27 protein-coding genes are annotated in these 26,143 nt (G+C 60.0%); 1 reads left to right on the forward strand and 26 read right to left on the reverse strand.

Going from position 1 to position 26,143, the window contains the following annotated elements; all coding sequences use genetic code 11:
* The 11 genes from Q7W83_RS18890 to flhA all read right to left on the reverse strand — a co-directional run bounded on the left by Q7W83_RS18890 (nucleotide 1) and on the right by flhA (nucleotide 12,462).
* Nucleotides 1–789, reverse strand: a complete 789-nt coding sequence (locus Q7W83_RS18890) for a ParA family protein (RefSeq protein ID WP_150630214.1) — start codon at nucleotides 787–789, stop codon at nucleotides 1–3.
* Between the two features lie 43 nt (nucleotides 790–832).
* Nucleotides 833–1,723 carry a flagellar motor protein MotD gene (motD, locus tag Q7W83_RS18895; RefSeq protein WP_150630215.1) on the reverse strand — a complete coding sequence of 297 codons (891 nt, stop codon included), beginning with the start codon at nucleotides 1,721–1,723 and terminating at the stop codon, nucleotides 833–835.
* A 15-nt stretch (nucleotides 1,724–1,738) separates the two neighbouring features.
* A complete protein-coding gene (locus Q7W83_RS18900; RefSeq protein ID WP_150630216.1) occupies nucleotides 1,739–2,479 on the reverse strand; it encodes a flagellar motor protein in 741 nt (246 codons plus the stop codon).
* A complete protein-coding gene (locus Q7W83_RS18905; protein WP_473656486.1) occupies nucleotides 2,479–3,615 on the reverse strand; it encodes a protein-glutamate methylesterase/protein-glutamine glutaminase in 1,137 nt (378 codons plus the stop codon). The genes Q7W83_RS18900 and Q7W83_RS18905 overlap by 1 nt, the downstream gene beginning before the upstream one ends.
* Nucleotides 3,616–3,665: 50 nt before the next feature.
* Nucleotides 3,666–5,912: a chemotaxis protein CheA gene (locus Q7W83_RS18910; protein ID WP_150653824.1), complete on the reverse strand. Its 2,247-nt coding sequence runs from the start codon at nucleotides 5,910–5,912 to the stop codon at nucleotides 3,666–3,668.
* Nucleotides 5,913–5,958: 46 nt separating this feature from the next.
* On the reverse strand, nucleotides 5,959–6,747 hold the full coding sequence (locus Q7W83_RS18915; protein WP_150637719.1) for a protein phosphatase CheZ: 789 nt from the start codon (nucleotides 6,745–6,747) through the stop codon (nucleotides 5,959–5,961).
* A 22-nt stretch (nucleotides 6,748–6,769) separates the two neighbouring features.
* Nucleotides 6,770–7,141 carry a chemotaxis response regulator CheY gene (locus Q7W83_RS18920; protein ID WP_161986607.1) on the reverse strand — a complete coding sequence of 124 codons (372 nt, stop codon included), beginning with the start codon at nucleotides 7,139–7,141 and terminating at the stop codon, nucleotides 6,770–6,772.
* Nucleotides 7,142–7,308: 167 nt separating this feature from the next.
* Nucleotides 7,309–8,049 carry an RNA polymerase sigma factor FliA gene (fliA, locus tag Q7W83_RS18925; RefSeq protein WP_007894214.1) on the reverse strand — a complete coding sequence of 247 codons (741 nt, stop codon included), beginning with the start codon at nucleotides 8,047–8,049 and terminating at the stop codon, nucleotides 7,309–7,311.
* Nucleotides 8,046–8,876: a flagellar synthesis regulator FleN gene (fleN, locus tag Q7W83_RS18930; RefSeq protein ID WP_008001746.1), complete on the reverse strand. Its 831-nt coding sequence runs from the start codon at nucleotides 8,874–8,876 to the stop codon at nucleotides 8,046–8,048. The genes fliA and fleN overlap by 4 nt, the downstream gene beginning before the upstream one ends.
* Nucleotides 8,877–8,992: 116 nt before the next feature.
* A complete protein-coding gene (gene flhF, locus Q7W83_RS18935; protein ID WP_150630220.1) occupies nucleotides 8,993–10,321 on the reverse strand; it encodes a flagellar biosynthesis protein FlhF in 1,329 nt (442 codons plus the stop codon).
* Nucleotides 10,322–10,332: 11 nt separating this feature from the next.
* Nucleotides 10,333–12,462, reverse strand: coding sequence for a flagellar biosynthesis protein FlhA (gene flhA / locus Q7W83_RS18940; protein WP_150630221.1), 2,130 nt, complete (start codon nucleotides 12,460–12,462; stop codon nucleotides 10,333–10,335).
* Between the two features lie 289 nt (nucleotides 12,463–12,751).
* Here flhA and Q7W83_RS18945 point away from each other — a divergent pair, with 289 nt between their 5' ends.
* The gene (locus Q7W83_RS18945; protein WP_473656491.1) at nucleotides 12,752–13,735 is read left to right on the forward strand and encodes an RHS repeat-associated core domain-containing protein; all 984 of its coding nucleotides are present in this window, start codon (nucleotides 12,752–12,754) and stop codon (nucleotides 13,733–13,735) included.
* 137 nt (nucleotides 13,736–13,872) lie between these two features.
* On the opposite strand, the gene flhB is transcribed toward Q7W83_RS18945, so the two are convergent.
* The 15 genes from flhB to fliH form a co-directional block, all read right to left on the reverse strand.
* Complete coding sequence (flhB, locus tag Q7W83_RS18950; RefSeq protein ID WP_150630223.1) at nucleotides 13,873–15,012, reverse strand: flagellar biosynthesis protein FlhB; 1,140 nt, start codon at nucleotides 15,010–15,012, stop codon at nucleotides 13,873–13,875.
* 3 nt (nucleotides 15,013–15,015) lie between these two features.
* Nucleotides 15,016–15,801 carry a flagellar biosynthetic protein FliR gene (fliR, locus tag Q7W83_RS18955; protein ID WP_150630224.1) on the reverse strand — a complete coding sequence of 262 codons (786 nt, stop codon included), beginning with the start codon at nucleotides 15,799–15,801 and terminating at the stop codon, nucleotides 15,016–15,018.
* A gap of 3 nt (nucleotides 15,802–15,804) precedes the next feature.
* Nucleotides 15,805–16,074, reverse strand: a complete 270-nt coding sequence (gene fliQ, locus Q7W83_RS18960; protein ID WP_008024593.1) for a flagellar biosynthesis protein FliQ — start codon at nucleotides 16,072–16,074, stop codon at nucleotides 15,805–15,807.
* The gene (fliP, locus tag Q7W83_RS18965) at nucleotides 16,071–16,829 is read right to left on the reverse strand and encodes a flagellar type III secretion system pore protein FliP (protein WP_150630225.1); all 759 of its coding nucleotides are present in this window, start codon (nucleotides 16,827–16,829) and stop codon (nucleotides 16,071–16,073) included. Before fliP ends, fliQ begins: the two co-directional genes overlap by 4 nt.
* Nucleotides 16,829–17,266 carry a flagellar biosynthetic protein FliO gene (fliO, locus tag Q7W83_RS18970; protein ID WP_150653821.1) on the reverse strand — a complete coding sequence of 146 codons (438 nt, stop codon included), beginning with the start codon at nucleotides 17,264–17,266 and terminating at the stop codon, nucleotides 16,829–16,831. The genes fliP and fliO overlap by 1 nt, the downstream gene beginning before the upstream one ends.
* On the reverse strand, nucleotides 17,267–17,725 hold the full coding sequence (fliN, locus tag Q7W83_RS18975; RefSeq protein ID WP_008039811.1) for a flagellar motor switch protein FliN: 459 nt from the start codon (nucleotides 17,723–17,725) through the stop codon (nucleotides 17,267–17,269).
* 68 nt (nucleotides 17,726–17,793) lie between these two features.
* Entirely contained in the window at nucleotides 17,794–18,762 is a 969-nt protein-coding gene (gene fliM / locus Q7W83_RS18980; RefSeq protein WP_008024584.1) for a flagellar motor switch protein FliM, read from the reverse strand.
* Between the two features lie 9 nt (nucleotides 18,763–18,771).
* Complete coding sequence (fliL, locus tag Q7W83_RS18985) at nucleotides 18,772–19,275, reverse strand: flagellar basal body-associated protein FliL (RefSeq protein ID WP_150637711.1); 504 nt, start codon at nucleotides 19,273–19,275, stop codon at nucleotides 18,772–18,774.
* Between the two features lie 233 nt (nucleotides 19,276–19,508).
* A complete protein-coding gene (locus Q7W83_RS18990) occupies nucleotides 19,509–20,873 on the reverse strand; it encodes a flagellar hook-length control protein FliK (protein WP_150637709.1) in 1,365 nt (454 codons plus the stop codon).
* 82 nt (nucleotides 20,874–20,955) lie between these two features.
* A complete protein-coding gene (locus Q7W83_RS18995) occupies nucleotides 20,956–21,324 on the reverse strand; it encodes an Hpt domain-containing protein (protein ID WP_150630229.1) in 369 nt (122 codons plus the stop codon).
* Between the two features lie 30 nt (nucleotides 21,325–21,354).
* A complete protein-coding gene (locus tag Q7W83_RS19000) occupies nucleotides 21,355–23,061 on the reverse strand; it encodes an ATP-binding SpoIIE family protein phosphatase (protein ID WP_150630230.1) in 1,707 nt (568 codons plus the stop codon).
* A gap of 5 nt (nucleotides 23,062–23,066) precedes the next feature.
* Nucleotides 23,067–23,372: an STAS domain-containing protein gene (locus Q7W83_RS19005; protein WP_150637707.1), complete on the reverse strand. Its 306-nt coding sequence runs from the start codon at nucleotides 23,370–23,372 to the stop codon at nucleotides 23,067–23,069.
* 158 nt (nucleotides 23,373–23,530) lie between these two features.
* Entirely contained in the window at nucleotides 23,531–23,980 is a 450-nt protein-coding gene (gene fliJ / locus Q7W83_RS19010) for a flagellar export protein FliJ (protein ID WP_150630232.1), read from the reverse strand.
* 6 nt (nucleotides 23,981–23,986) lie between these two features.
* Nucleotides 23,987–25,345: a flagellar protein export ATPase FliI gene (fliI, locus tag Q7W83_RS19015; RefSeq protein ID WP_150637704.1), complete on the reverse strand. Its 1,359-nt coding sequence runs from the start codon at nucleotides 25,343–25,345 to the stop codon at nucleotides 23,987–23,989.
* The gene (gene fliH, locus Q7W83_RS19020; RefSeq protein ID WP_150653820.1) at nucleotides 25,335–26,138 is read right to left on the reverse strand and encodes a flagellar assembly protein FliH; all 804 of its coding nucleotides are present in this window, start codon (nucleotides 26,136–26,138) and stop codon (nucleotides 25,335–25,337) included. Before fliH ends, fliI begins: the two co-directional genes overlap by 11 nt.
* Nucleotides 26,139–26,143: the final 5 nt, after the last annotated feature.

A 26,143-nucleotide genomic window follows, 5' to 3' on the forward strand; every position in this document is an offset into this window, starting at 1 on the left:
TCACGCCACCTGCGCAACAGATTGCTGCGCCAACAGGTGCTTGAGCAGCGCGCGATAGGCCAGCACGCCGCGACTCTTGCCGTCGAACTGCGAAGGCGTCACGCCGGCACGGCTGGCGTCGCGCAAACGCGTGTCGACCGGAATGTAGCCTTGCCAGATTTCTTCCGGGTACTTGTCGCGCAACACCCGCAAGGTCCCGAGCGATGCCTGGGTGCGCCGGTCGAACAGGGTCGGCACAATGCTGAATGCCAGCGGCTGCTTGCGCGAACGATTGATCATCGCCAGCGTGTTGACCATGCGCTCCAGGCCTTTGACCGCCAGGTGCTCGGTCTGCACCGGAATCACCAATTGCTGACTGGCCGCCAAGGCATTGACCATCAGAACACCGAGCAACGGCGGGCTGTCGATCACCGCGTAATCGAAATCCTGCCACAGTTGCGCCAGGCTCTTGGCGATCACCAGGCCCAAACCACTCTGCCCCGGCGACTGGCGCTCGAGGGTCGCCAGCGCGGTGCTCGACGGCAACAGGGAAATACTCGCGTGACTGGTGGGCAACAGCAATTGACCGGGCAAGCCCTGCGGCACGCTGCCCTTGTGCAGGAACAGGTCGTAGCTGCTGTGCTCCAGGCTGTCGGGATCGTAACCGAAGTAACTGGTCATCGAGCCATGGGGGTCGAGATCGACCACAACCACGCGCTTGCCCGCCTCAGCCAGCAACCCGGCTAAAGCGATAGAGGAAGTGGTTTTACCAACACCACCCTTTTGATTGGCAACGGCCCAGACTCTCATTCGGATTGTTCCTCCCGGTCGACCCGGTCGACCGAGAAATAGCTCAACGTATTAATGCGGGTGACGGAGAATTGACGGCGCTCTCTCGTCCCGGCGACTTGACCGGTGCAGGTGCAGTTTGTGTGCCAGCACGCTTCAATGCGGCATCCGGTTGCGCATGAGCGGTTCCGGTGCCAGTGAGGCTGCGACGGACATCGAGATTTCGCGACACCACCAACACCACGCGACGGTTGCGCGCCCTGCCCTCGGCCGTGGCGTTATTGGCCACCGGCTGAAATTCGCCGTAACCCACCGATGCCAATCGACCAGGATTGACACCCTGCATCGCCAACATCCGCACGATGCTCGCCGAACGCGCCGAGGACAGCTCCCAGTTGGTCGGGTACTGCGCGGTACGGATCGGTTGATCATCGGTGAAGCCTTCGACGTGAATCGGGTTGTCGAACGGCTTCAGGATCGCTGCGACTTTATCGATGATGTTGAACGCCATGTCGCTGGGCATGGCATCGCCACTGCCGAACAACAGACTGGAATTGAGTTCGATCTCGACCCACAGCTCGTTGCCGCGCACGGTCATCTGATTGGAGCTGATCAAGTCGCCGAAGGCGGCACTGATGTCATCGGCAATGCTTTTAAGCGGATCGCTGGTACCGGCGATGCCGGCGTCGACCTGCTCGCTGTCCTTGACCAGCGGCTTGGCCGGGGTCACGGTTTTCGGACGCTCTTCGCCGATGGGAATCGGCTGGAGCGAACGATCCGAATCGGTGAACACGCCGATCAGCGCTTGCGAAATGATCTTGTACTTGCCTTCGTTGATCGAAGAGATCGAGTACATCACCACGAAAAAGGCAAACAGCAGGGTAATAAAGTCGGCGTAGGAAACCAGCCAGCGTTCGTGGTTTACGTGTTCTTCAGGTTGCCGGCGACGAGCCATAATCCATTACCCCCATCAATCCATGAAGCCCTGAAGCTTCAACTCAATAGAGCGAGGGTTTTCACCTTCGGCGATCGACAGGATGCCTTCCAACAACATTTCGCGATAACGCGACTGACGCAAGGCAACGGATTTGAGTTTGGCGGCAATCGGCAGCAGCACCAGGTTGGCACTGGCCACGCCGTAGATGGTGGCGACGAAGGCCACGGCAATGCCGCTGCCCAGTTGCGACGGATCGGCCAGGTTGCCCATGACATGGATCAGGCCCATGACCGCACCGATGATGCCGATGGTCGGCGCGTAGCCGCCCATGCTTTCGAAGACTTTGGCGGCTTCAATGTCGCGGCTTTCCTGGGTGTAGAAATCCACTTCCAGAATGCTGCGAATCGCTTCCGGTTCGGCGCCGTCCACCAGCAGCTGCAGGCCTTTACGCGAGTAGGCGTCGGGTTCAGCGTCGGCCACCCCTTCCAGACCGAGCAGACCTTCCTTGCGGGCGGTCAGGCTCCAATTCACCACGCGGTCAACGCCGCCGGCGAGGTCGATGCGCGGCGGGAACAGGATCCAGCCGAGAATCTGCATGGCGCGCTTGAAGGCGCTCATCGGCGATTGCAGCAGCGCCGCACCGACGGTCCCGCCGAGCACGATCAACGCTGCCGGACCGTTGGCCAACGCGCCGAGGTGGCCGCCTTCAAGGTAGTTGCCACCGATGATGGCGACGAACGCCATGATGATCCCGATAAGGCTGAGTACATCCATCAGATACACGCCTCGACCAGGTGTTTACCTATGTCGTCGAGGCCGTACACCGCATCGGCGAGTTCGGCTTTGACGATGGCCATCGGCATGCCGTAGATCACGCAGCTGGCTTCATCCTGAGCCCAGATCGAGCTACCGCCCTGCTTGAGCAGACGTGCACCTTCACGACCGTCGGCGCCCATGCCGGTCAACACGACCGCCAGAACTTTGTCACCGTAGGTCTTGGCGGCCGAACCGAAGGTGATGTCCACACACGGCTTGTAGTTCAGACGTTCGTCGCCCGGCAGGATTTTCACCGCGCCACGGCCGTCGATCATCATTTGCTTGCCACCCGGTGCCAGCAGCGCCAGGCCCGGACGCAGGATGTCGCCATCCTCGGCTTCCTTGACGCTGATACGGCAGAGCTTGTCCAGACGCTCGGCGAACGCCTTGGTGAAGGCGGCCGGCATGTGCTGGATCAGCACGATCGGGGCCGGGAAGTTGGCCGGCAACTGGGTCAAAACCCGTTGCAGGGCAACCGGGCCGCCCGTGGACGTGCCAATGGCGACCAGTTTGTAGGCTTTGCGTTTCGGCGCTGGCGACGACGGGCTGGCTGCGGAGCTGCGAGCAGGCATCGGTGCCGGTGCCGGTGCCGGACGAGCAGGTGCGCTGCTGCCATAACTGCCGATGCTGGAAGGCGCAGGTGTCGGGGCGGGTGCAGCGACCGGTGCCGGCGCGCTGTAGGCGCTGACACGACGATTACTGCGCGAGATGCTGAGAATCTTCTCGCACAGCAGTTGCTTGACCTTCTCGGGGTTGCGCGAGATGTCTTCGAAATTCTTCGGCAGGAAATCCACCGCGCCGGCGTCCAGCGCATCCAGGGTGACCCGGGCGCCTTCGTGCGTCAGCGAGGAGAACATCAAGACCGGGGTCGGGCAGCGCTGCATGATGTGCCGCACCGCCGTGATGCCATCCATCATGGGCATCTCGTAGTCCATGGTGATCACGTCTGGCTTGAGCGCCAGCGCCTGATCGATCGCCTCTTTTCCGTTGGTCGCCGTACCGACGACCTGGATATTCGAATCCGCTGAAAGAATTTCCGAGACGCGGCGGCGGAAAAACCCCGAATCGTCCACCACCAGGACTTTGACTACCATAAACACTCCGTTAGGCGGCGGCGAGGCGCACTCGCCCCGCTCCCCCAGAATCAAATACGCCGTGCGGCGTAACGCTTGAGCATGCTCGGAACATCGAGAATCAGCGCTATGCGGCCGTCACCGGTGATGGTGGCGCCCGACATGCCCGGAGTTCCCTGGAGCATCTTGCCCAATGGCTTGATGACCACTTCTTCCTGGCCGACCAGTTGATCGACAACGAAGCCGATCCGCTGGGTGCCCACCGAAAGGATCACCACATGGCCTTCGCGCTGCTCTTCGTGAGCGGCGGAGCTGACCAGCCAGCGCTTGAGGTAAAACAGTGGCAGTGCCTTGTCCCGCACGATCACCACTTCCTGACCGTCCACCACGTTGGTGCGCGACAGGTCGAGGTGGAAGATCTCGTTGACGTTCACCAGCGGGAACGCAAACGCCTGGTTGCCGAGCATGACCATCAGCGTCGGCATGATCGCCAGGGTCAACGGGACCTTGATGACGATCTTTGAGCCCTTGCCCTTGGTCGAGTAGATATTGATCGTGCCGTTGAGCTGGGCGATCTTGGTTTTCACCACGTCCATGCCCACGCCACGACCCGACACGTCGGAGATTTCGGTCTTGGTCGAGAAACCCGGGGCGAAGATCAGGTTGAAGCAGTCGGACTCGCTGAGGCGGTCTGCCGCATCCTTGTCCATCAAGCCTTTCTTCACCGCGATGCTGCGCAACACGTCGGCGTCCATGCCTTTGCCGTCATCGGAGATGGACAGCAGGATGTGGTCGCCTTCCTGTTCAGCGGACAAAATCACTTTGCCGCTGCGCGGTTTACCCATCGCTTCGCGGTCAGCCGGCTCTTCGATACCGTGGTCGACCGAGTTGCGCACCAAGTGGACCAGCGGGTCGGCCAGGGCCTCGACAAGGTTTTTGTCGAGGTCGGTTTCTTCGCCGACCAGCTCCAGGTTGATCTCTTTCTTGAGCTGGCGAGCCAGGTCGCGAACCAGACGCGGGAAGCGCCCGAAGACCTTCTTGATCGGTTGCATCCGGGTCTTCATGACCGCGGTTTGCAGGTCGGCCGTGACCACGTCAAGGTTCGACACGGCCTTGGACATCGCTTCATCGGCGCTGTTGGCACCCAGGCGAACCAGGCGGTTACGCACCAGTACCAACTCGCCGACCATGTTCATGATTTCGTCGAGACGCGCGGTGTCGACCCGCACGGTGGTCTCGGCTTCGCTGGCCGGTTTTTCCGCCGGTGGCGCGGCCGGTGCACGGGCAGGCGCCGGTGCAGCAGCGGCGGCAGGTTTCGGTGTTTCGGCTTTCGGCTCGGGTGCCTTGGCAACAGGTGCCGGGGCTTTGGCAACAGGCGCTGCGACTGAAGAAGCGGCAGAACCTGTGCCGACTTCAGTGAACTTGCCTTTGCCATGCAATTCGTCGAGCAGCGATTCGAACTCGTGATCCGAGATCAGATCGCCGCCGGCCGCTGCGGCGGTTGGCACAGCCGGGGTCGGTACCGAGGCAATGGCGGATTCCAGCGCGTCGACCGCAAAGTTGCCCTTGCCGTGCAGCTGATCGAGCAGTGCTTCGAACTCGTCGTCGGTAATGTCGGAGCTGTCGCCTGGCGCTTTCGGCGCTGCCGGTGCGGCTGGCACCGCGGGTGCAGCCACCGCGTCGACCGCGAACTGGCCTTTGCCGTGCAGTTGATCGAGCAACGACTCGAACTCGGCATCGGTGATTTCGTCGCTGGTCGCGGCATCGCCGGCCGGCTGCGGAGCCGCCGCCGGGGCCTCAGCCTGCGCCTTGACGGCGTTCAGCGAGTCCAGCAGTTGTTCAAATTCGTTATCGGTGATGTCGCCTGATTCGGCTTCGGCAACCGATTCTTCCACCACTTCAGCCACCGGTGCGGCTTGCTCGGCGGTTTGCGGCTCGGCCAGACGGGCCAGGGCCGCCAGCAATTCAGGTGTGGCAGCCGTTATCGGGCTGCGCTCGCGGACTTCGGTAAACATGCTGTTCACCGCGTCCAGCGCTTCGAGAACCACGTCCATCAGTTCCGAGTCGACGCGACGCTCACCCTTGCGCAGGATGTCGAACACGTTCTCGGCGATGTGACAGCACTCCACCAGCTCGTTGAGCTGGAGGAAGCCGGCGCCCCCTTTTACAGTGTGAAAACCGCGAAAAATTGCATTGAGCAAGTCCGCATCATCCGGTCGGCTTTCAAGCTCGACCAGCTGTTCGGACAGTTGCTCTAGAATCTCGCCGGCCTCAACCAGGAAATCCTGAAGGATCTCTTCATCGGCGCCGAAGCTCATTAAGGGTGTGCTCCTACAGGTCTAAAAACCTAAAATGCCTAAAATTCTAAAACCCTAGGCTGGATAGCAAGTCGTCCACATCGTCCTGACCGGACACAACGTCTTCTCTTTTATCGGCATGAATCTGCGGACCTTCACCCTGAGAGAGATGTTTTTGCGGATCTTTTTCTGCAAGCATCGCTTCACGGTCATGTTCGATGCCCGCAAAGCGGTCCACCTGACTGGCCATAAGCACGAGCTTGAGCAGGTTGCTTTCAACTTCAGTGACCAGTTGGGTCACACGCTTGATCACTTGACCGGTGAGGTCCTGGTAATCCTGAGCGAGCAGAATGTCGTTAAGGTTGCTCGACACTGCACGGTTATCCACGCTGCTGCGTGTCAGGAAACCGTCGACACGCCGTGCCAGTTCACGAAACTCCTCAGCCCCGACTTCGCGACGCATGAACCGCCCCCAGTCCGTGCTCAGCGCCTGGGCTTCATCGCTCAGGCTGTTGACCAACGGCGTGGAGTTTTCGACCAGATCCATGGTGCGGTTGGCTGCGGCCTCTGTCAGCTTGACAACGTAACCCAGACGCTCGGTGGCATCTGTGATCTGGGACACTTCCTCGGCTTGCGGCATGTGCGGGTCAATCTGGAAATTGACGATCGCGCTGTGCAGCTCGCGGGTGAGCTTGCCCACTTCCTGATACAGGCCGCGGTCACGGGTCTGGTTGAGCTCATGGATCAGTTGCACAGCGTCGCCGAACCTGCCTTTTTCAAGGCTTTCGACCAGTTCGACCGCGTGTTTTTTCAGGGTCGATTCAAAATCGCCCTGTGAAGATTCTTTGTGGTCCATAGCTCCCCCGTGGCGCAGTTTCTCAACCGATGCGTTCGAAAATCTTCTCGATTTTGTCTTTCAACGCCTGGGCCGTGAAGGGTTTGACCACATAGCCGTTTACGCCGGCCTGGGCCGCTTCGATGATCTGCTCGCGCTTGGCTTCAGCGGTCACCATCAGCACCGGCAGGTGCTTGAGCTTTTCATCGGCGCGCACATGACGCAGCAGATCGATACCGGTCATGCCAGGCATGTTCCAGTCCGTTACCAGAAAGTCGATGCTTCCGCTGTTGAGAACCGGAATGGCAGTAACGCCATCGTCGGCCTCGACCGTGTTGGTGAACCCAAGGTCACGCAACAGGTTTTTTATGATCCGCCGCATCGTTGAGAAGTCATCAACGATGAGGATTTTCATGTTCTTGTCCAATTCGACCTCCAAGCAGTCTTAAACGCCCCCAGCACCTGGACGCGCCATTTCAATCAATCCGGCAAAGCACTCAATGACTGTCTGGAGCACAACAGATCGAGACCGGCGCAGTTCAACACCACACCAGCCACGTTCGCAGTGTCCCCACACTGCCTTCAGCGCGCTCGCCACTCCCCCAAACGCCCCCGCAAACGGGCCGCGCACTGGCTGTGTAACTGGCTGACCCGAGATTCGCTGACCCCCAGGACCTCACCGATTTCCTTGAGATTCAACTCTTCGTCGTAGTACAGCGCCAACACCAGTCGCTCACGCTCCGGCAAATTGGCAATCGCGTCCGCCAGCGCCGCCTGGAAGCGTTCATCTTCCAGATCGCGTGACGGCTCGAGATGAGCACTCGCGCCATCCTCGTGCAGCCCTTCGTGTTCGCCGTCCTGCAACAGATCGTCGAAACTGAATAACCGGCTGCCCAGGGTGTCGTTCAAAATCCCGTAGTAATCGTCGAGACTCAATTGGAGTTCGGCCGCAACTTCGTGATCTTTAGCGTCACGGCCGGTTTTAGCTTCAATCGAGCGAATTGCGTCGCTGACCATGCGGGTATTGCGGTGGACCGAACGTGGCGCCCAGTCCCCTTTGCGCACTTCATCAAGCATGGCGCCGCGGATTCGAATGCCCGCGTACGTCTCGAAACTCGCGCCTTTGCTGGCGTCGTATTTGGTGGACACTTCAAGCAGGCCGATCATCCCGGCCTGAATCAGGTCTTCGACCTGGACGCTGGCGGGCAGTCGCGCCAGCAAGTGGTAGGCAATGCGTTTGACCAGTGGCGCGTAACGCTCGATCAGCTCGTACTGCGCGTCACGTGCCGACTTCTTGTAGAGGTTGTAACCGCTGGCGGTCATAGCACGGGTCCTGCCGTTTGTTGCACGAGGCGCTCGACGAAAAACTCCAGGTGCCCACGCGGGTTGGCGGGCAGCGGCCAGGTATCGACCTTTTGTGCGATGGCCTTGAAAGCCAGGGAACACTTGGAGCGCGGAAAGGCTTCATAGACCGCGCGCTGCTTCTGCACAGCCTTGCGCACGCTTTCGTCGTACGGCACCGCACCGACGTATTGTAAGGCGACGTCGAGGAAGCGGTCCGTGACCTTGGTCAACTTGGCGAACAGGTTGCGGCCTTCCTGCGGGCTCTGGGCCATGTTGGCCAGGACCCGGAAGCGGTTCATGCCGTAGTCGCGGTTGAGCAGTTTGATCAGGGCGTAGGCGTCGGTGATCGAGGTCGGCTCGTCGCAGACCACCAGCAAGACTTCTTGCGCGGCACGAACGAAACTGACTACCGAGTCACCAATCCCTGCAGCGGTGTCGATCACCAGCACGTCGAGGTTGTCGCCGATATCGCTGAAGGCCTGGATCAGACCGGCATGCTGAGCCGGGCTCAGATGCACCATGCTTTGAGTGCCGGACGCGGCCGGGACGATGCGGATTCCGCCGGGGCCTTGCAACAACACGTCGCGCAGCTCACAGCGGCCTTCAATGACGTCGGCCAGGGTACGTTTGGGTGTCAGTCCCAGCAGGACGTCAACGTTCGCCAGCCCCAGATCGGCGTCCAGCAGCATCACGCGCCGGCCGAGCTCAGCTAGAGCCAGGGACAAGTTCACTGACACGTTAGTCTTCCCGACGCCACCTTTGCCGCCGGTCACCGCGATCACCTGTACGGGATGCATGCTGCCCATGTTATTTCTTTACCTTGTCTTGCATAGACGGAGGCCACATTACTGGCTGCGCGTTCATCAACTGAACAATGCATGGCAGACCATCGATGTAGGTACAAAAACTGTTCATTAATACCTCAGCCAACCTGCTTGGTCGGGCTGTGGTAAATATCAGCGAACATGTCAGCCATGGCTTCTTCGCTGGGTTCTTCCTGCATTTGCACGCTGACGGCGCGGCTGACCAACTGATGACGACGCGGCAGATGCAAATCATCCGGAATACGCGGTCCATCGGTCAGGTAAGCCACCGGCAATTCATGACTGATTGCCAGGCTCAACACCTCACCCAGGCTTGCCGTTTCATCCAGTTTAGTCAGGATGCAGCCAGCGAGCCCGCAGCGCTTGTAACTGTGATACGCGGCGGTTAGAACCTGTTTCTGGCTGGTGGTTGCCAGAACCAGATAATTTTTTGATTTGATGCCACGGCCGGCCAGACTTTCGAGCTGCATGCGCAATGCCGGATCGCTGGCCTGAAGGCCCGCGGTATCGATCAGCACCACGCGCTTGCGCAGCAACGGATCCAGCGCCTGCACCAGGGACTGGCCCGGATCGACGTGGGTGACCGACACATTGAGGATCCGACCGAGCGTCTTGAGTTGTTCCTGAGCACCGATACGGTAGCTGTCCATGCTCACCAGCGCGATGTTCTGAGCGCCGTACTTGAGCACGTAACGGGCCGCAAGCTTGGCCAGCGTGGTGGTCTTGCCCATGCCCGCAGGGCCGACCATGGCAATCACGCCGCCCTCTTCCAGTGGCTCGACTTCCGGCGTGGCGATCATCCGCGCCAGGTGCGCCAGCAACATGCGCCAGGCCTGACGGGGCTCTTCGATGCCGGTAATCATTTCCAGCAGATCGCGGGACAACGGGCCGGACAAACCGATGCGCTGCAGGCGACGCCAAAGGTTGGCCTGGGCCGGACGGCTGCCTTGCAGCTGGTTCCAGGCCAAGGAGCCGAGTTGTACTTCCATCAGTTCGCGCAGGCTGTTGAGTTCGAAACGCATCGAATCGAACGCCCGCGGATCGACACCGCCGGAGGCTGGCGCGGGCGCCGGCGCTGCACGACGGGGTTCAGTGTAAGTCGGTTCGATCAGCGGTTCGGCGGCGGTGAGTGGCAGGCCGGCAAACAACTGGCGATTGGTGGACTTGTCGCTCTCGCCCTCGCTACGCAGGCTCAGTTCGGCCTGGGCGGTGACGATCCGCGACTGGGTCTTGCGCAGCTCGTCCTCGAGCTCCATGTTTGGAACACGTGGGGCCAGCGCCGACAGCTTGTAATCTAGAGCAGCCGTCAGCTCGACACCGCCGGCGATCCGGCGATTGCCAATGATGGCGGCATCAGCGCCCAGCTCATCACGAACCAGCTTCATGGCCTGACGCATATCGGCGGCGAAAAAACGCTTAACTTGCATAAACCACTACCTCAGCCGTTGGGCCCTACTGTCGCAACGATGGTCACTTGCTTGTTGTCAGGGATTTCCTGGTAAGCCAACACGTGCAAACCCGGGACTGCCAGTCGGCCGAATCGCGACAGCATCGCGCGAACCGGGCCGGCCACCAGCAGAATCACCGGTTGACCTTGCATTTCCTGACGCTGCGCCGCATCGATCAACGAGCGTTGCAGTTTTTCAGCCATGCTTGGCTCCAACAGAACACCCTCTTCCGAGCCTTGTCCTGCCTTCTGAAGACTATTGAGCAATATTTGTTCCAACCTTGGCTCCAGGGTGATAACTGGAAGCTCGGACTCAGTCCCTACAATGCTTTGGACGATTGCACGGGATACGCCGACGCGCACCGCGGCGACCAAAGCGGCAGTATCTTGACTCTTGGCGGCATTGTTGGCGATCGCCTCGGCGATGCTCCGAATGTCGCGTACTGGCACCTGCTCGGCCAGCAACGCCTGGAGCACCTTGAGCAGCTGCGACAACGAAACCACGCCCGGCACCAGCTCCTCGGCCAGTTTTGGCGAGCTTTTGGCCAGCAATTGCATGAGTTGCTGCACTTCTTCGTGGCCGATCAGCTCACTGGAGTGCTTGTACAGAATCTGGTTCAAGTGGGTTGCCACTACCGTACTGGCATCGACCACGGTGTAACCGAGGGATTGTGCCTGTGCACGCTGACTGACTTCGATCCAGACCGCCTCCAGCCCGAAAGCCGGATCTTTGGCGGTAATACCGTTGAGCGAGCCGTAGACCTGGCCGGGGTTGATCGCCAGCTCGCGGTCCGGATAAATCTCCGCTTCGGCCAGGATCACCCCCATCAAGGTGAGGCGATAGGCGCTCGGTGCGAGGTCGAGGTTGTCACGGATATGCACAGTCGGCATCAGGAAGCCCAGATCCTGGGACAGCTTTTTACGCACGCCTTTAATCCGCGCCAGCAACTGACCACCCTGGTTGCGGTCTACCAGCGGAATCAGACGATAGCCGACTTCCAGGCCAATCATGTCGATCGGCGTCACATCGTCCCAGCCAAGCTCCTTGGTTTCCTGAGCGCGTGCCGGCGATGGCAGCAATTCCTGCTGACGCTTGACCTCTTGCAAGGCCTGAACCTTGACGATGTTCTGCTTCTTCCAGAACAGATACGCACCGCCGGCCGCCAGGGCCGCCATGCTCAGGAAGGAGAAGTGCGGCATGCCGGGCACCAGGCCCATGACCGCCATCAAACCCGCCGCCACGGCCAGCGCCTTCGGCGAGGCGAACATCTGGCGATTGATCTGCTTGCCCATGTCTTCCGAACCCGAAGCACGGGTCACCATGATCGCAGCCGCTGTAGATAACAACAGTGATGGCAATTGCGCCACCAAACCGTCACCGATGGTCAGCAGCGCGTAAACCCTGCCCGCATCGCCAAAGGTCATGCCGTGCTGGAAGATACCGACCGCCATGCCGCCAATCAGGTTGATAAACAGAATCAGCAAACCGGCGATGGCGTCACCGCGCACGAACTTACTGGCACCGTCCATGGAACCGTAGAATTCGGCCTCCTGGGCCACGTCCATCCGGCGCAGCTTGGCCTGGTTCTGATCGATCAGGCCGGCGTTCAGATCGGCGTCGATCGCCATTTGTTTACCAGGCATCGCATCGAGGGTGAAACGCGCGCTCACCTCGGAAATCCGCCCGGCACCCTTAGTGACCACGACGAAGTTGATGATCATCAAAATCGCGAAGACCACGATACCGACCACGTAGTTACCGCCGATCACCACCTCACCGAACGCCTGGATCACCTTACCGGCGGCGGCATGGCCGTCCTGCCCGTGAAGCATCACCACCCGCGTGGAGGCCACGTTCAGCGCCAGCCGCATCAGCGTCGCCACCAGCAGAATGGTTGGGAACACCGCAAAATCCAGTGGTCGCAAGGCGTAGACGCAGACCAGCAACACAACGATGGACAAGGCAATGTTGAACGTGAAGAACACGTCCAGCAGGAACGGCGGTATCGGCAACATCATCATTGCCAGCATGACCAGCAGCAACAACGGCACGCCCAGATTGCCCCGACTTAAGTCGGCAACGTTTGTGCGGGCACTGTTGAGTAACTGAGAGCGATCCACCGGTTTTCCCCGTTCCTTTAAAGCAAACTTTTGACGCCTGAAGCAGGCGCAGGGCGGCTACTGCAAGAAGCCTTCCAACTTTTTGCCGGGGGTTAAAACAGGGAGAGCTGTGTCGTCTCGGAGGGCCTCATCGGGGGCAAGTCCGGGATGAGCATCCGGAAAAGTGCGTCACTGAAAAGCCAATCTGACGGACCAAAGGTCAATGAACCTATCAGTTCTGCTAGTACCCGACCCAGGCCAAACCACCAATACTGAGTGCCTGTCATTCTTAACGTCGGAGCGCTCACTCATGCAATCACGGCGCAACACGCTGCTCTGCCATTACCGCTACGACGCCCTCGACCGGCTGATAGCCAATGAGCAGCCGAGTGCGCCTGAGCGGCAGCGGTTTTATTGCAAAAGCCGTTTGGCTACCGAGATCCAGGGTGTGAACCGGTATTCGCTACTGCAACACGGCGACCAAATACTGGCGCAGCAGCAGAGCGAGGGCGATGCACTCAGTACCACGTTGCTGGCCACTGATCAGCAGCGCTCCGTGCTGCAGACCCTTAATGCCAATCAAACACGACGACCTATCGCGTATACGCCCTACGGCCACCACCGCCCTGAAAATGGATTGCTAAGCCTGCTTGGCTTTAACGGCGAACGGCCGGATCCGGTTACCGGTTGTTACTTGTTGGGGAATGGGTATCGGGCGTTTAATCCGGTGTTGATGCGGTTTAATTGTCCGGATAGTTGGAGTCCGTTTGGAGACGGCGGACTGAATTCGTATATGTATTGTTTGGGAGATCCAATTAACAATACCGATTCAACTGGACATGTTCGAGAGTTCTTTGCCCGTCTACTAGGCAGGCAACCGTCAGCACCAACACCAATTTCGAGCTTTGGTAGTCGATTTGTATCAAGGCCAGGAATAACTCCTGAAGAAGCTACGCGCGCTCACGCCCGAATTATTGAAATAGAAACTAAAATCCCCGAACTAATAAGTGATGCACAACTATCAGTTTTTACAAGAGACCAGTTCGACCTGAGCATATCTACAAGCAGCAAACCACCCCAAGCTTCCATGCGGCTTGAACAACTCGCTTACAGGGCTGCACGCCCCGAAACTCGTGAGTTTATGGATCCTAGATACATAGCACACCCTTTCGAACAACCTTACAACAAACTTATAAATAACGGAGCAGCTACTGATCAAGCAGGTTATCGCATTCTATTCCAGCGATTGAATCAGATAACGGTCCTGACATTTCAACGCGGCTTGCGCTCATAAGTCGTAAAGGTCTGGATCGAGGATTAATTTCCTCATATAAAAAAAGAATGAATTCAGCCATACCTGGCGAAGTCGATGTTTTACAGGCTGAACGTTATCGTATTCGCGATCAGCATTTTCAATAAACGCTAGGTCCTTCAAGAATCCCGCCGCAAATCCGGCGGAATCGGCAAGTCATCCTTCAGCGGATCCGGCCGTTTACCCTTGCCAGCCCGGTGCTGTCGGATCTGGTAGACGTAAGCGAGCACCTGGGCGACGGCAAGATAGAGCCCGCCAGGGATTTCCTGATCAAGTTCGGTGGAGTAGTAGATCGACCGCGCCAAAGCAGGCGATTCCAGCAACAACACCTCATTCGCCACGGCAATCTCACGAATCTTCAGCGCCAGGAAATCATTGCCCTTGGCAATCAGCATCGGCGCCCCGCCCTTGTCGGGGTCGTATTTGAGCGCCACGGCGTAGTGAGTCGGGTTGGTAATGACCACGTCGGCCTCAGGAATGGCCGCCATCATTCGGCGCTGGGACATCTCGCGTTGCAACTGGCGAATACGCTGTTTGACCTCTGGCTTCCCTTCCTGATCCTTGTGCTCGTCGCGCACTTCCTGCTTGGTCATCAGCAGTTTCTTGTGGCTTTCCCACAGCTGCACCGGCACGTCGACAGCGGCGATGATGATCAAGCCGCAGGCCATCCACAGGGTGCTCCAGCCAACCACTTGCAGGCTGTGAATGATCGCCATGTCCAACGGCTCATGCGCAATGCGCATCAAGTCGTCGATGTCGGATTTCAACACCGCCAGTGCGACGAACAGCACAATGAAAAACTTCGCCAGGGCCTTGAGCAGTTCCACTAGTGCCTTGGCCGAGAACATCCGCTTCAGCCCTGCGCCGGGGTTCATGCGACTGAATTTCGGTGCCAGCGAGCCCGCCGCGAACAGCCAGCCGCCGAGAGAAATCGGGCCGAGAAACGCCGCCAGCAGCAAGGTGATCATCACTGGCTGAATCGACAGCAGGGCGATCTGCCCCGAGTGCAGAAGGAAGGCGCCCATGCTGCGCTGATCCAGAATCACTTCCCGCGACAGCGTGAAGTTCATGCGCATCAGTTCCATCATGTCCTGCGCCAAAGCCCCGCCAAAGATCAGCAGCGCACTGGCACCGGCGAGCATGATCGCCAGGGTATTGAGCTCTTTGGAGCGCGCAATCTCGCCTTTTTCCCTGGAGTCCTTTTTACGTTTCTCCGTGGGGTCTTCTGTTTTGTCCTGACCGCTCTCGCTCTCAGCCATGACTCAGCGCGCCCGTGCCAGTTCGCGTAACCACTGCAAGGCCTCGGTAGCCAGCGGTTGATACTGATTGATGATGTCCGCCAGCCCTACCCAGACGATGAACAGCCCGAGCACCAGGGTCAGCGGGAAGCCGATGGAAAAAATGTTCAGCTGCGGCGCGGCGCGGGTCATCACGCCAAACGCGATGTTGACCACCAACAGCGCCGTGATCGCTGGCAGCACCAGCATCAACGCCGCACCCAGCACCCAACCGAGCTTGCCGGCCAGGTCCCAGAATTGTGAAACCATCAACCCGCTACCGACCGGCAACGTGGTGAAGCTTTCAGTGAGAATTTCGAAGACCACCAAGTGGCCATTCATGGCCAGGAACAACAGCGTCACCAGCATGGTGAAAAACTGCCCGATCACCGCCACCGAAACGCCGTTGGTGGGATCGACCATCGACGCGAAGCCCATGCCCATCTGAATCGAAACGATCTGCCCGGCGACCACGAAGGCCTGGAAGAACAGTTGCAGGGCGAACCCAAACACCGCGCCGATGAGGATCTGTTCGGCAATCAGCAGCAGCCCGCTCAAGTCCAGCGCATTGACCGGCGGCATCGGCGGCAAACCGGGGGCAATCACGACGGTGATCGCGAGGGCGAAATACAAGCGCACTCGCTTGGGCACCAGGGTCGTACCGAAGACCGGCATGACCATCAGCAAGGCACCGATGCGAAACAACGGCAACATGAACGTCGCCACCCAGGTGCTGATCTGGGTATCGGTCAGTTGCAGCAGCGACGGCATGGTTTAGCCGATGACCCGAGGAATATTGCCGTACAACTGCAGGATGTACTCCATGAACGTCTGCACCAGCCACGGGCCGGCGACGATCAGGGTCACCAGCATGACCAGCAGGCGCGGCAGAAAGCTCAGGGTCTGTTCGTTGATCTGCGTGGCGGCCTGGAACATCGCCACCAGCAGGCCCACCAACAGACTCGGAATCACCAGCACCGCGACCATCATGGTGGTCAGCCAGAGTGCTTCGCGAAAGATGTCTACCGCAACTTCCGGCGTCATGGCGAAACACCGCCGAAGCTGCTTGCCAATGTACCGATGATCAGCGCCCAGCCATCCACCAGCACGAACAGCATGATCTTGAACGGCAGGGAAATGATCAGCGGCGAGAGCATCATCATACCCATGGCCATCAGCACACTGGCGACGACCAGGTCGATGATCAGGAATGGAATGAAGATCATGAAGCCGATCTGGAAAGCGGTTTTCAGCTCGGACGTGACGAAGGCCGGCACCAGAATGGTCAGCGGCGCCTGATCCGGCGTGGCAATGTCGGTGCGCTTGGACAGGCGCATGAACAGCTCCAGATCACTGCTGCGCGTCTGCGCCAGCATGAAGTCCTTGATCGGCACCTGGGCCTTGGCCACGGCATCTTGCGCGGTGAGTTTTTCCGCCAGATACGGCTGCAAGGCATCCTGGTTCACCCGGTCGAACACTGGCGCCATGATGAACAGGGTCAGGAACAGCGCCATGCCGGTGAGGATCTGGTTCGACGGCGTCTGCTGCAGGCCCAGGGCCTGACGCAGGATCGAGAAGACAATGATGATCCGGGTGAAACTGGTCATCAGCATGACGAACGCCGGAATGAAACTCAGCGCGGTCATGATCAACAGGATTTGCAGGCTGACCGAGTATTCCTGAGCGCCATTGGCGTTGGTGCCCAGGGTAATCGCCGGGATCGACAACGGATCGGCGGCGACGGCCAGCGGCGCAGCCAGCATCAGGGCCAGCGTCAAGATGATGCGTAGCGCACCCATTACTTCTTATCCTTCTGATCCTTGCCCATCAGCTCCATCAGGCGCAGGGCAAACTCCGGGGTCGCTTTCTCGGTGACCGGCACGTGCACCGGCTCCTTGAGCACATGCAGCGCGGTGATGGTGCCAGGGCTCAAACCAAGCAGAATCTGCTCGTTGCCGACCTGCACCAGCATCAATCGGTCACGTGGACCCAACGCCCGGGAACCGATCAACTCGATCACCTGCCCTTTTCCGGCCGGTCCGGCTTGCTGGACCCGGCGCAGCAGCCAGGCGAGGAAGAAGATCAACCCCAGCACCAGCAGCAAACCGAGCACGAGTTGCGTCAACTGCCCCGCCACACCGCTGCTGACCGCAGGGGCCGCGGCAACAGTCGCCACCGGCTCGGCCGCCAGAACACTGAACGGCAAGGCCAGCACTAACCCCAGAACCTTGTTCACTCAGCGCAGCTTCTTGATGCGTTCGCTTGGGCTGATCACGTCGGTCAGGCGGATGCCGAACTTCTCGTTGACCACCACGACTTCACCGTGAGCGATCAACGTACCGTTGACCAGCACGTCCAGCGGTTCACCGGCCAGACGATCGAGCTCGATCACCGACCCCTGGTTGAGTTGCAGCAGGTTACGGATGTTGATGTCGGTGCTGCCGACTTCCATGGAAATCGACACCGGGATGTCGAGGATCACGTCCAGGTTCGGACCGTCCAGGGTCACCGGATCGTTGTTTTTCGGCACGCTGCCAAACTCTTCCATGGGCAGACGGTTGGACGACGAACCGGCAGCGTCAGCGGCCAGCAAAGCGTCGATGTCGTCCTGCCCGGCATCGCCGGTTTCTTCCAGGGCCGCAGCCCATTCGTCAGCCAGCGCCTGGTCGTCCTGGGTATTCATATCGTCTGCCATTATGTGTCCTCGGCGGGCAACCCTTCAAAGGCAGCCGTCAGTTAAAAGCGAATGTGAAGAGGCGCCGGTCAACGGCGCTCGATCGGCTCGATCACTTGCAACGCGAGGTTGCCTTTGTGCGAGCCCATCTTGACCTTGAACGCAGGCACGCCGTTGGCGCGCATGATCATTTCTTCCGGCATTTCGACCGGGATGATGTCCCCCGGCTGCATATGCAGAATGTCGCGCAGGCGCAACTGGCGACGGGCAACCGTGGCACCAATCGGCACGTCGACATCGAGTACGTCCTGGCGCAGGGCATTGACCCAACGCTCGTCCTGATCGTCGAGGTCCGACTGGAAGCCGGCGTCGAGCATTTCACGCACCGGCTCGATCATCGAGTACGGCATGGTCACGTGCAGGTCGCCGCCACCGCCATCGAGTTCGATGTGGAAGGTCGACACCACGATGGCTTCGCTCGGGCCGACGATGTTGGCCATGGCCGGGTTTACTTCCGAGTTGATGTACTCGAAGTTCACTTCCATGATCGCCTGCCAGGCCTCCTTCAAATCGACGAAGGCCTGTTCCAGCACCATGCGCACCACCCGCAGTTCGGTCGGGGTGAATTCACGCCCTTCGATCTTTGCGTGACGGCCGTCGCCGCCGAAAAAGTTGTCCACCAGTTTGAACACCAGTTTGGCGTCGAGGATGAACAGCGCGGTGCCTCGCAACGGCTTGATCTTGACCAGATTGAGGCTGGTCGGCACGTACAGCGAGTGCACGTATTCGCCGAACTTCATCACCTGCACACCACCGACGGCAACGTCCGCCGAGCGGCGCAGCATGTTGAACATGCTGATACGGGTGTAGCGGGCGAAACGCTCGTTGATCATTTCCAGGGTCGGCATGCGTCCACGGACGATGCGATCCTGGCTGGTCAGGTCGTAGCTTTTGACGCTGCCGGGCTCGGCAGCGGTATCGGTCTGTACCAGACCATCGTCGACACCATGCAACAGCGCATCGATCTCATCCTGGGACAGCAGGTCCTGCACGGCCATGTCGTGTTCCTACTGCAGTACGAAATTAGTGAAAAGCAACTGTTCGATGACTACTTTGCCAAGCTCTTTCTGCGCCACTTCCTGGACGCTGGCCGTGGCTTTCTGACGCAGCATTTCCTGACCGACCGGCGACGCCAGGGTCGCGAAATCCTGCCCGGAAAACAGCATGACAAGGTTGTTGCGGATGACCGGCATGTGAACTTTGAGCGCTTCCAGGTCGGCCTGATTGCGACCCTGCATGGTGATGCTCACCTGCATGTAGCGCTGGCGGCCGTTCTGGTTGTAATTGGCCACGAAGGCCGGCGCCATTTGCTCGAAAACCGCCGGCTGCTTGCCGACCGGGGCGGTTTCAGCCGCAGCGACCGGTTTGCTCTGGGCGCTGTGCATGAAGAACCAGGTCGCTCCCACGGACAAGCCGATCGCCAGCAGAAGGGCCACCACGACCACAATGATCAGCTTGAGTTTGCCTTTGGTTGCGGGGTCTTTTACTGCTGCTGCTTCGCTCTTCGCCATGCCAATAATCCGTCACTATTCGGGTTTTCACAGTCGCACGGCAAGGCCAGAGCAAGTGTTATGCCAGAAGTGTCGAGAGGGAGATGGGAGGGGGGACGGCCGTAGCCTGAAAGACGGCAAATCCTGTGGGAGCGGGCTTGCCCGCGATGAGGGCCGGACAGTCAACATTTGCATCGACTGCTGCACCGCTATCGCGTTCAAGCCCGCTCCCACAGAGTTGGTGTTTGGTCCTGTCAGGCGTAGTAGTCGACAGCGCTGGAACCGATGACGCTGGTCGTACTGGCCGCCACTTCGGCAACGGTTGGCGCTAGCTCTTCATCCACGCCATCGAGGCGACCACCGCTAGCGTTGGTGCGTCCGCCCTGCCCCTGCTGAGCCTGTTGTTCCTGACCCTGCCCCTGCCAGCCACGCGACTGGTCGGAAACGTTGACATCGACCTGCCCCATGCCCTGCTGCGCAAACATGTCACGCAAGCGGTGCATTTGCCCATCGAGCGCTTCGCGAACGCTTGGATGCGCGCTCATAAAGGTCACCTGTGTCTGCTGATCCGGCACCATGTTCACCCGAATGTCGAGGCGCCCCAGCTCGGCTGGTTGCAGCTGGATATCAGCTGCCTTGAGATTGACGCTGGACAGGTACATGACCCGGTTCACCACTTCCTCGGTCCAGCCGCTTTGATTCATCGCAATCGGTTGATTCACTGGCACCGCGTTGGCGGTTTTCGGTGTGGCAGCCTGGGTCAGCGCCGCCAGGCGGTTGGCGAAGTCATCGACACGGGTGTCGCTGCTGGCCGACTTCAAGTCCTTGAGGCCGTCATCGATCAGCCCACTGAAAGCTTTCTCACCGCCCTGGCTGGTGCTGTCCTTGTCCGCCTGCACATCGAGCATGCCCGCCATGCCGGCGGCAAAGTTCTGCGCCGAGGTAGGTTCGCCGTCAGCCTGGGCCTGAGCAGCCGTCGGTGCGGCCTTGGGTTGCGCCTGACTGGCAGCGGAAATATGACCGCCCTGCTCCATGGCCATACGCACGGCCGGCAGCGCATCCAGCGGATCGGCTTCAGGATCGAACGCGTCATCCGCAGGCGCAGCCACTTGTGCCGCCGTCACTGGCGCAGCAACAGGCGCCTGGACTGGCGGCTGCTCAGTGACCACCACTGGCGGCGCCTGCGGAACCGGAGCCGCCGCCACAGCCTGCAACGCTGGCAGCAATGAAGGATCAAGGGCAGGATCAACCGGTGCAGTGTCGGCTACCGGAGTTTCTACAGTAGCCGCCGCATCATCGCTGGCGGTCTTGTCGTCAGCCGGCGCCGGTTTGTCGGCGGGCAAGGATTTGCCGCTATCGGCAACCGTCGGTTCCGGGGCGGCAGACTTGTCGTCGCCGACGCTCTTTTTATCAGGGCTGTCCGGGGTTTTGTCGCGCACCGGCTTCGCCGATCCATCGGAGGCCGCCGAGGTCTTGTTCTGGGCTTGATTGGCGTAGACCTGAGCGAAACTGGACGCCTTGTCCCCGGACTCAGCGGACAGCGCCGGTGGATTGGCGGAGGCGGCTTGAGTCTTGGCCTGGGCGGCGGCCTGAAGAAGAATATTGGGGGTAACGGGCATGAAACGGTCTCCGCTGCACTGGGATCGTAGGTACAGTTGCGGAGATTGCTGCAAGGGTTGCGCCAGTTTTGTTCTATCGGCGCTAAAAACGCCGGACGGTCGCACCGTCAGCGAGAGAGCGCTGGCGCTCTGCTTCATAGAGGGGGCGGATAATGGCGAATTCGCCATCGATTTCACCGACCAGTTTCTCGATACCTTCCAAGGGTGTCTGCCTGGCTCGCTGCTCGAGTTCATTGCACAGCTGCGCGAGGCGAATGGCGCCCATGTTGCTGCAACTGCCCTTGAAACTGTGCGCAGTGGCACCAAGCGTCTCGGCGTCGTCTGCCTTGCGCAGCAGACTCAAGCGCTCTTTGGAATCGGCGAGAAAGGTATCCAGCAACGTCGAATACTCATCCTCCATGACCTCTTGCAACGCGCTCAGCACGTCGCGGTCCAGATGTGTGTCAGCCACTTGCTCACTCCTTGATCAAGAATGCGCGGATTATGCCAGAGCCTCCCAGAAAAATTCCACGCGGGCACTACGACCATCGTCGGACCATTGGGCGCTGCGGCTCAATTGGCGGATCAGACTGACACCACGTCCCGACAGACGGACGCCATCTAGGGGGCGCGCCATCACCCGATCGACATCAAACCCTTTGCCACTGTCTTCGACACGAATCGTCAGGCAACCGCCCTCACCTCTGGGCGTGACCTGTAAATGCACCCGCACATAGCCATCCTGCAACTCGTCCAGACGTGCATTGCGTTGCTGATAATACCGGGCAAAACCCGATGCATCGCGCTTCAGGCTTGAGTCCAGTCCCAGCACGCCATGCTCTAGCGCATTGGAGTACAACTCCGCGAGGACACTGTAGAGCGCGCCGCTCTGGGCGCGCAAACCATGGACCTCCAGCAGCAACTGCAAAAGATACGGCAGTGGGTTGAAGCGCTTGAGGGTGGCAGCGCGAAACTCGAAACTCACCGACCAGTCCAGCGGGCAGGACTGACCGCTATCGGAATAGACCAGCGCCGGCGGACTCAGCTGTTCAGCCTCCAACAGGCTGACCTCGACCATGCTGACATCATCGCGAGCCTCACCGCGAAAATCCCGCAGCGCCTGTTCGATCTCCTCGAAAAGCCGGTCGGGCTGACGGTTGGCCGCAAACACCTGCTGCAATCGCCCGACACCAAACAACTGCTCATTGGCATCGCACGTATCGATTACCCCGTCGGACAACAGGAACACCCGGTCCCCGACCGCCATTGGAAATACTTCGGTGCAGTCATCGAACGTCTGCGGGCTCAGCACGCCAAGCGGCAAATGCCGAGCCGTCAGCGGTGTGCGCTCGCCAGTGGCGACACTGTGCAGGTAACCGTCCGGCATCCCGCCATTCCAGACTTCCACCGAGCGCCGTTGAAAGCTCAGGCACAGCAGCGTCGCACAGCAGAACATGTCCACCGGCAGGATTCGCTTGAGCTTGGCGTTCATCTCGCGCAGGGTTTCCGACAGGCCATAACCCTTGGCGGTCATGCCGTAGAAGACCTCGGCCAGGGGCATCGCCCCGACGGCGGCCGGCAAGCCATGGCCGGTGAAATCGCCAAGCAGCACGTGCATGTCGCCGGCCGGAGTGAATGCCGCCAGCAGCAAATCACCATTGAATAGCGCATAGGGCGATTGCAGGTAGCGGATATTGGGGGCGTTCAGGCAGCCAGAGTGGGCGACCTTATCGAACACAGCTTTGGCCACACGCTGTTCGTTGAGCAGGTAATCGTGATGCCGGGCGATCTGGTCTCGCTGCTCCAGCACGGTGGCCTGCAACCGGCGCAAGCGGTCCATCGCCTTGATTTTGGCGGCGAGGATCACCTGGTTGTAGGGTTTTGCCAGAAAGTCGTCACCGCCGGCCTCCAGGCAGCGCGCCAAGGCTTCGCTTTCGGTCAGCGACGTCAGGAAGATGATTGGTACCAGGGTTTCCCCGGCCAGCGTCTTGATCTGCCGCGCCGCCTCGAAACCGTCCATCACCGGCATCATGGCGTCCATCAAGACCAGCTGCGGTCGCTGCTGGCGAAACGCTTCGACCGCTTCGGCACCGTTGGCCGCCGTCAGGACTTCATGCCCCTGACGGCGGACAATAGTGGACAACAGCATGCGGTCGGCCGCGCTGTCTTCAGCGATCAGGATTGTCAGCGGCTCGAACAACGATTGCACGGCCGTCACGCCACGTCGAAGATCTGTTCGAAGTTGGAGATGGCGAGGATCTTGCGCACATCGGCGTTGGCGTTGGTCAGCGTGATCTCGGCGTTCTCGCCACCGGCGTGATCACGCAACAGCAACAACATGCCTAGCGCGGAACTGTCGAGGTAAGTGGCGTCCTTCAAGTTCACTTCGAAGGACTCGGGTTTTGGCTCAAGATTCTCGTAGGATTCTCGAAATTCTTGATGTTTGGCGAAATCGAATCGTCCCTTGATCGATATCGTCAGTTTTTGCCCATTCGGGGAGACTTCTGTAACAACTGACATTGAACGGCTTCCTTGTCATTGGTGAACATACTTGTACAAGGTTTAGCACTTGGTGGAGATGGGGGCAAGGCTGGAAATTTGTGAAGTTTCCGAGCAAGTCTTCGCGGGCAAGCTCCGGGGGGCGTTCCGACGAAGAACGATAACGCGGTCAGGCTGATTCAATACGGACTCTCGCGCGGCAAGCGCTGGGACAGCTCGTCCAGCAGCTTCTGCTCGCGCTTGTCTTCCAGCTGCCGCGCCTCGTCCGCATAGCGCTGAACCAGCTTGCGCAAGCCCTCGACCCGGGCAAACGCCTGCTGCCAGGTTTCCCGCGCCTTGTTCAGATTGTTCTGATGCCACGCCAGGCTTTGCCGTTGCTGATCGATGGCCGTGCCCAGTTGCGCGAGGAAGCCCTGGTAACCCAGCAGCCATTGGCCCGAGACGCCGCTACTGCCGCGCACGATCCATTGCTCCTGATAATCGAGTCGAAAGGCTTCAAGGTCGGCGAGTTTGCTTTCGGCCAAGCGAACCTGGCCCTGAAAATGGCCCAACCGCTGGACGGCGGTTTTCTCGGCCTTTTCGGCCATTTCGACCACCGGCGCCAAGCGCCCTGCCCGACTCTGGGCCATGATCGATTAGCCGCCAGCCGCGGGCGCGAAGATCGAGCCGAGATAGGCTTCGCTTTCACCCAGGCTGATGCTGTCGTTCAATCCCTGGCGCAGGTATTTGACCAGTTGCGGTTGCAGGGAAATCGCCAGGTCAGTTTCCCGATCTCCGCCGGGCACGTAGGCGCCCACGCTGATCAGGTCGCGACTCTGTTGATAACGCGACCACAACTGCTTGAAATACTGAGCGCGGTTCATGTGCTCCGGCGACACCACCGACGGCATGACCCGGCTGATCGACGCTTCGATGTCGATGGCCGGGTAATGCCCTTCCTCGGCCAGACGCCGGGACAGGACGATGTGCCCGTCGAGTACACCCCGCGCGGCGTCGGCGATCGGATCCTGCTGGTCGTCGCCTTCGGACAACACGGTATAAAACGCGGTGATCGAACCGCCGCCCTTTTCAGCGTTACCGGCCCGCTCCACCAGTTTCGGCAACTTGGCGAACACCGATGGCGGATAGCCCTTGGTCGCCGGCGGCTCGCCAATGGCCAGGGCGATTTCCCGCTGGGCCTGGGCGAAACGGGTCAAGGAGTCCATCAGCAACAGGACATTCTTGCCCTTGTCGCGAAAATACTCGGCGATTCGCGTGCAATACATGGCGGCGCGCAGACGCATCAGCGGCGCATCGTCCGCCGGGGACGCCACGACCACTGAACGCTTGAGGCCTTCTTCACCGAGGATGTGCTCGATGAACTCTTTAACTTCGCGACCCCGTTCGCCGATCAGCCCAACGACGATAATGTCGGCCTCGGTGAAGCGGGTCATCATGCCCAACAGCACACTCTTGCCGACGCCGGTACCGGCAAACAGCCCGAGCCGCTGGCCGCGACCGACCGTCAACAAGCCGTTGATGGAGCGAATGCCCACGTCCAGCGGCTCGCTGATCGGGTGACGCTTGAGCGGGTTGATCGTCGGCCCGTCCATCGGCACCCAGTCTTCGGCCTTCATTCCGCCCTTGCCGTCCAGCGCACGACCGGCGCCATCAAGCACCCGTCCGAGCATGCTCATGCCCATCGGCAGACGACCGGTATCAGCCAACGGCACCACGCGGGCACCGGGCGCGATGCCGGCGACGCTGCCGACCGGCATCAGAAAGACCTTGCTGCCGGAGAAGCCCATGACTTCGGCTTCGACCTGCACCGGATGGTAACTGTCGTCGTTGATCACCATGCAGCGGCTGCCCATGGCGGCGCGCAAGCCTTCGGCTTCGAGGGTCAGGCCGACCATGCGCAGCAAGCGGCCTTCAAGAATTGGTGCGCCGGCCAGCTCCGTGGCCTCGGCGTAACTGCCCAGGCGCTTGGCGAAGCTGGTGCGATCAAGGCGCATCGGGATCTGCTTCCGGTTCTGATTCGACGGCAGGCTTGGTGTCGATCGGTAACTCCAGGCTCAGGTCCGGCTCGGCCGGGTGCAGCGCCTGTTCATGCAATTGATCGAACAGCTTGTCCATGACCCGGGCGACGCGGGTTTCAACGGTGGCGTCGATACGACTGTGCTCAGTCTCGACCCGGCAACCACCAGGCAACAACGCTTCGTCCTCGACGATGCGCCAGGTTTCTTCATGGCGCTCGCGCAGAGCTTTGACCTGCTCGAAATCCTGCGGATTGATGTACAACCGCACGTTGCCCACGCCCAGCGGCAACAGCTTGAGGGCTTCGCGCATGACGTGTTCGATCTGTGTCGAGTCAATCGCCAGTTCGCGCTGAATCACCTGTCTGGTGATGTGCTGAACGAGGTCGACCAGCGACTTTTCGATCTGGGTGTCCTGCTCGGCGATGGGCTCGAACAGGTTGGCCATCAACTGCTCCAGGGCAGCGACTTTCGGCAACAGGACGGCCTCTGCTTCCTGACGGACCTTGAGCGTAGTGCTGTGAAAACCTTCTTTTTCACCCGTCGCAAAGCCTTCGTTGTAGGCCTCCTGGCGAATGCTTTCGAGCTCTTCGAGGGTCAGTGGCTGGACTTCTTCCAGCGGCACTTCTTCCATTTCCGGCGGCTCGGGCTCAGGCTCCGGCTCGGGTTCCGGCACATGCGGGTCGAAACTGGGCAGCGACCAGACATCGAAACCACCGACGTCCTTGGCACGGATCAGGTCGGTGTTGGACTCATCATGTTTGGACGACATAGTGA

The organism is Pseudomonas sp. 300 (assembly GCF_055803035.1).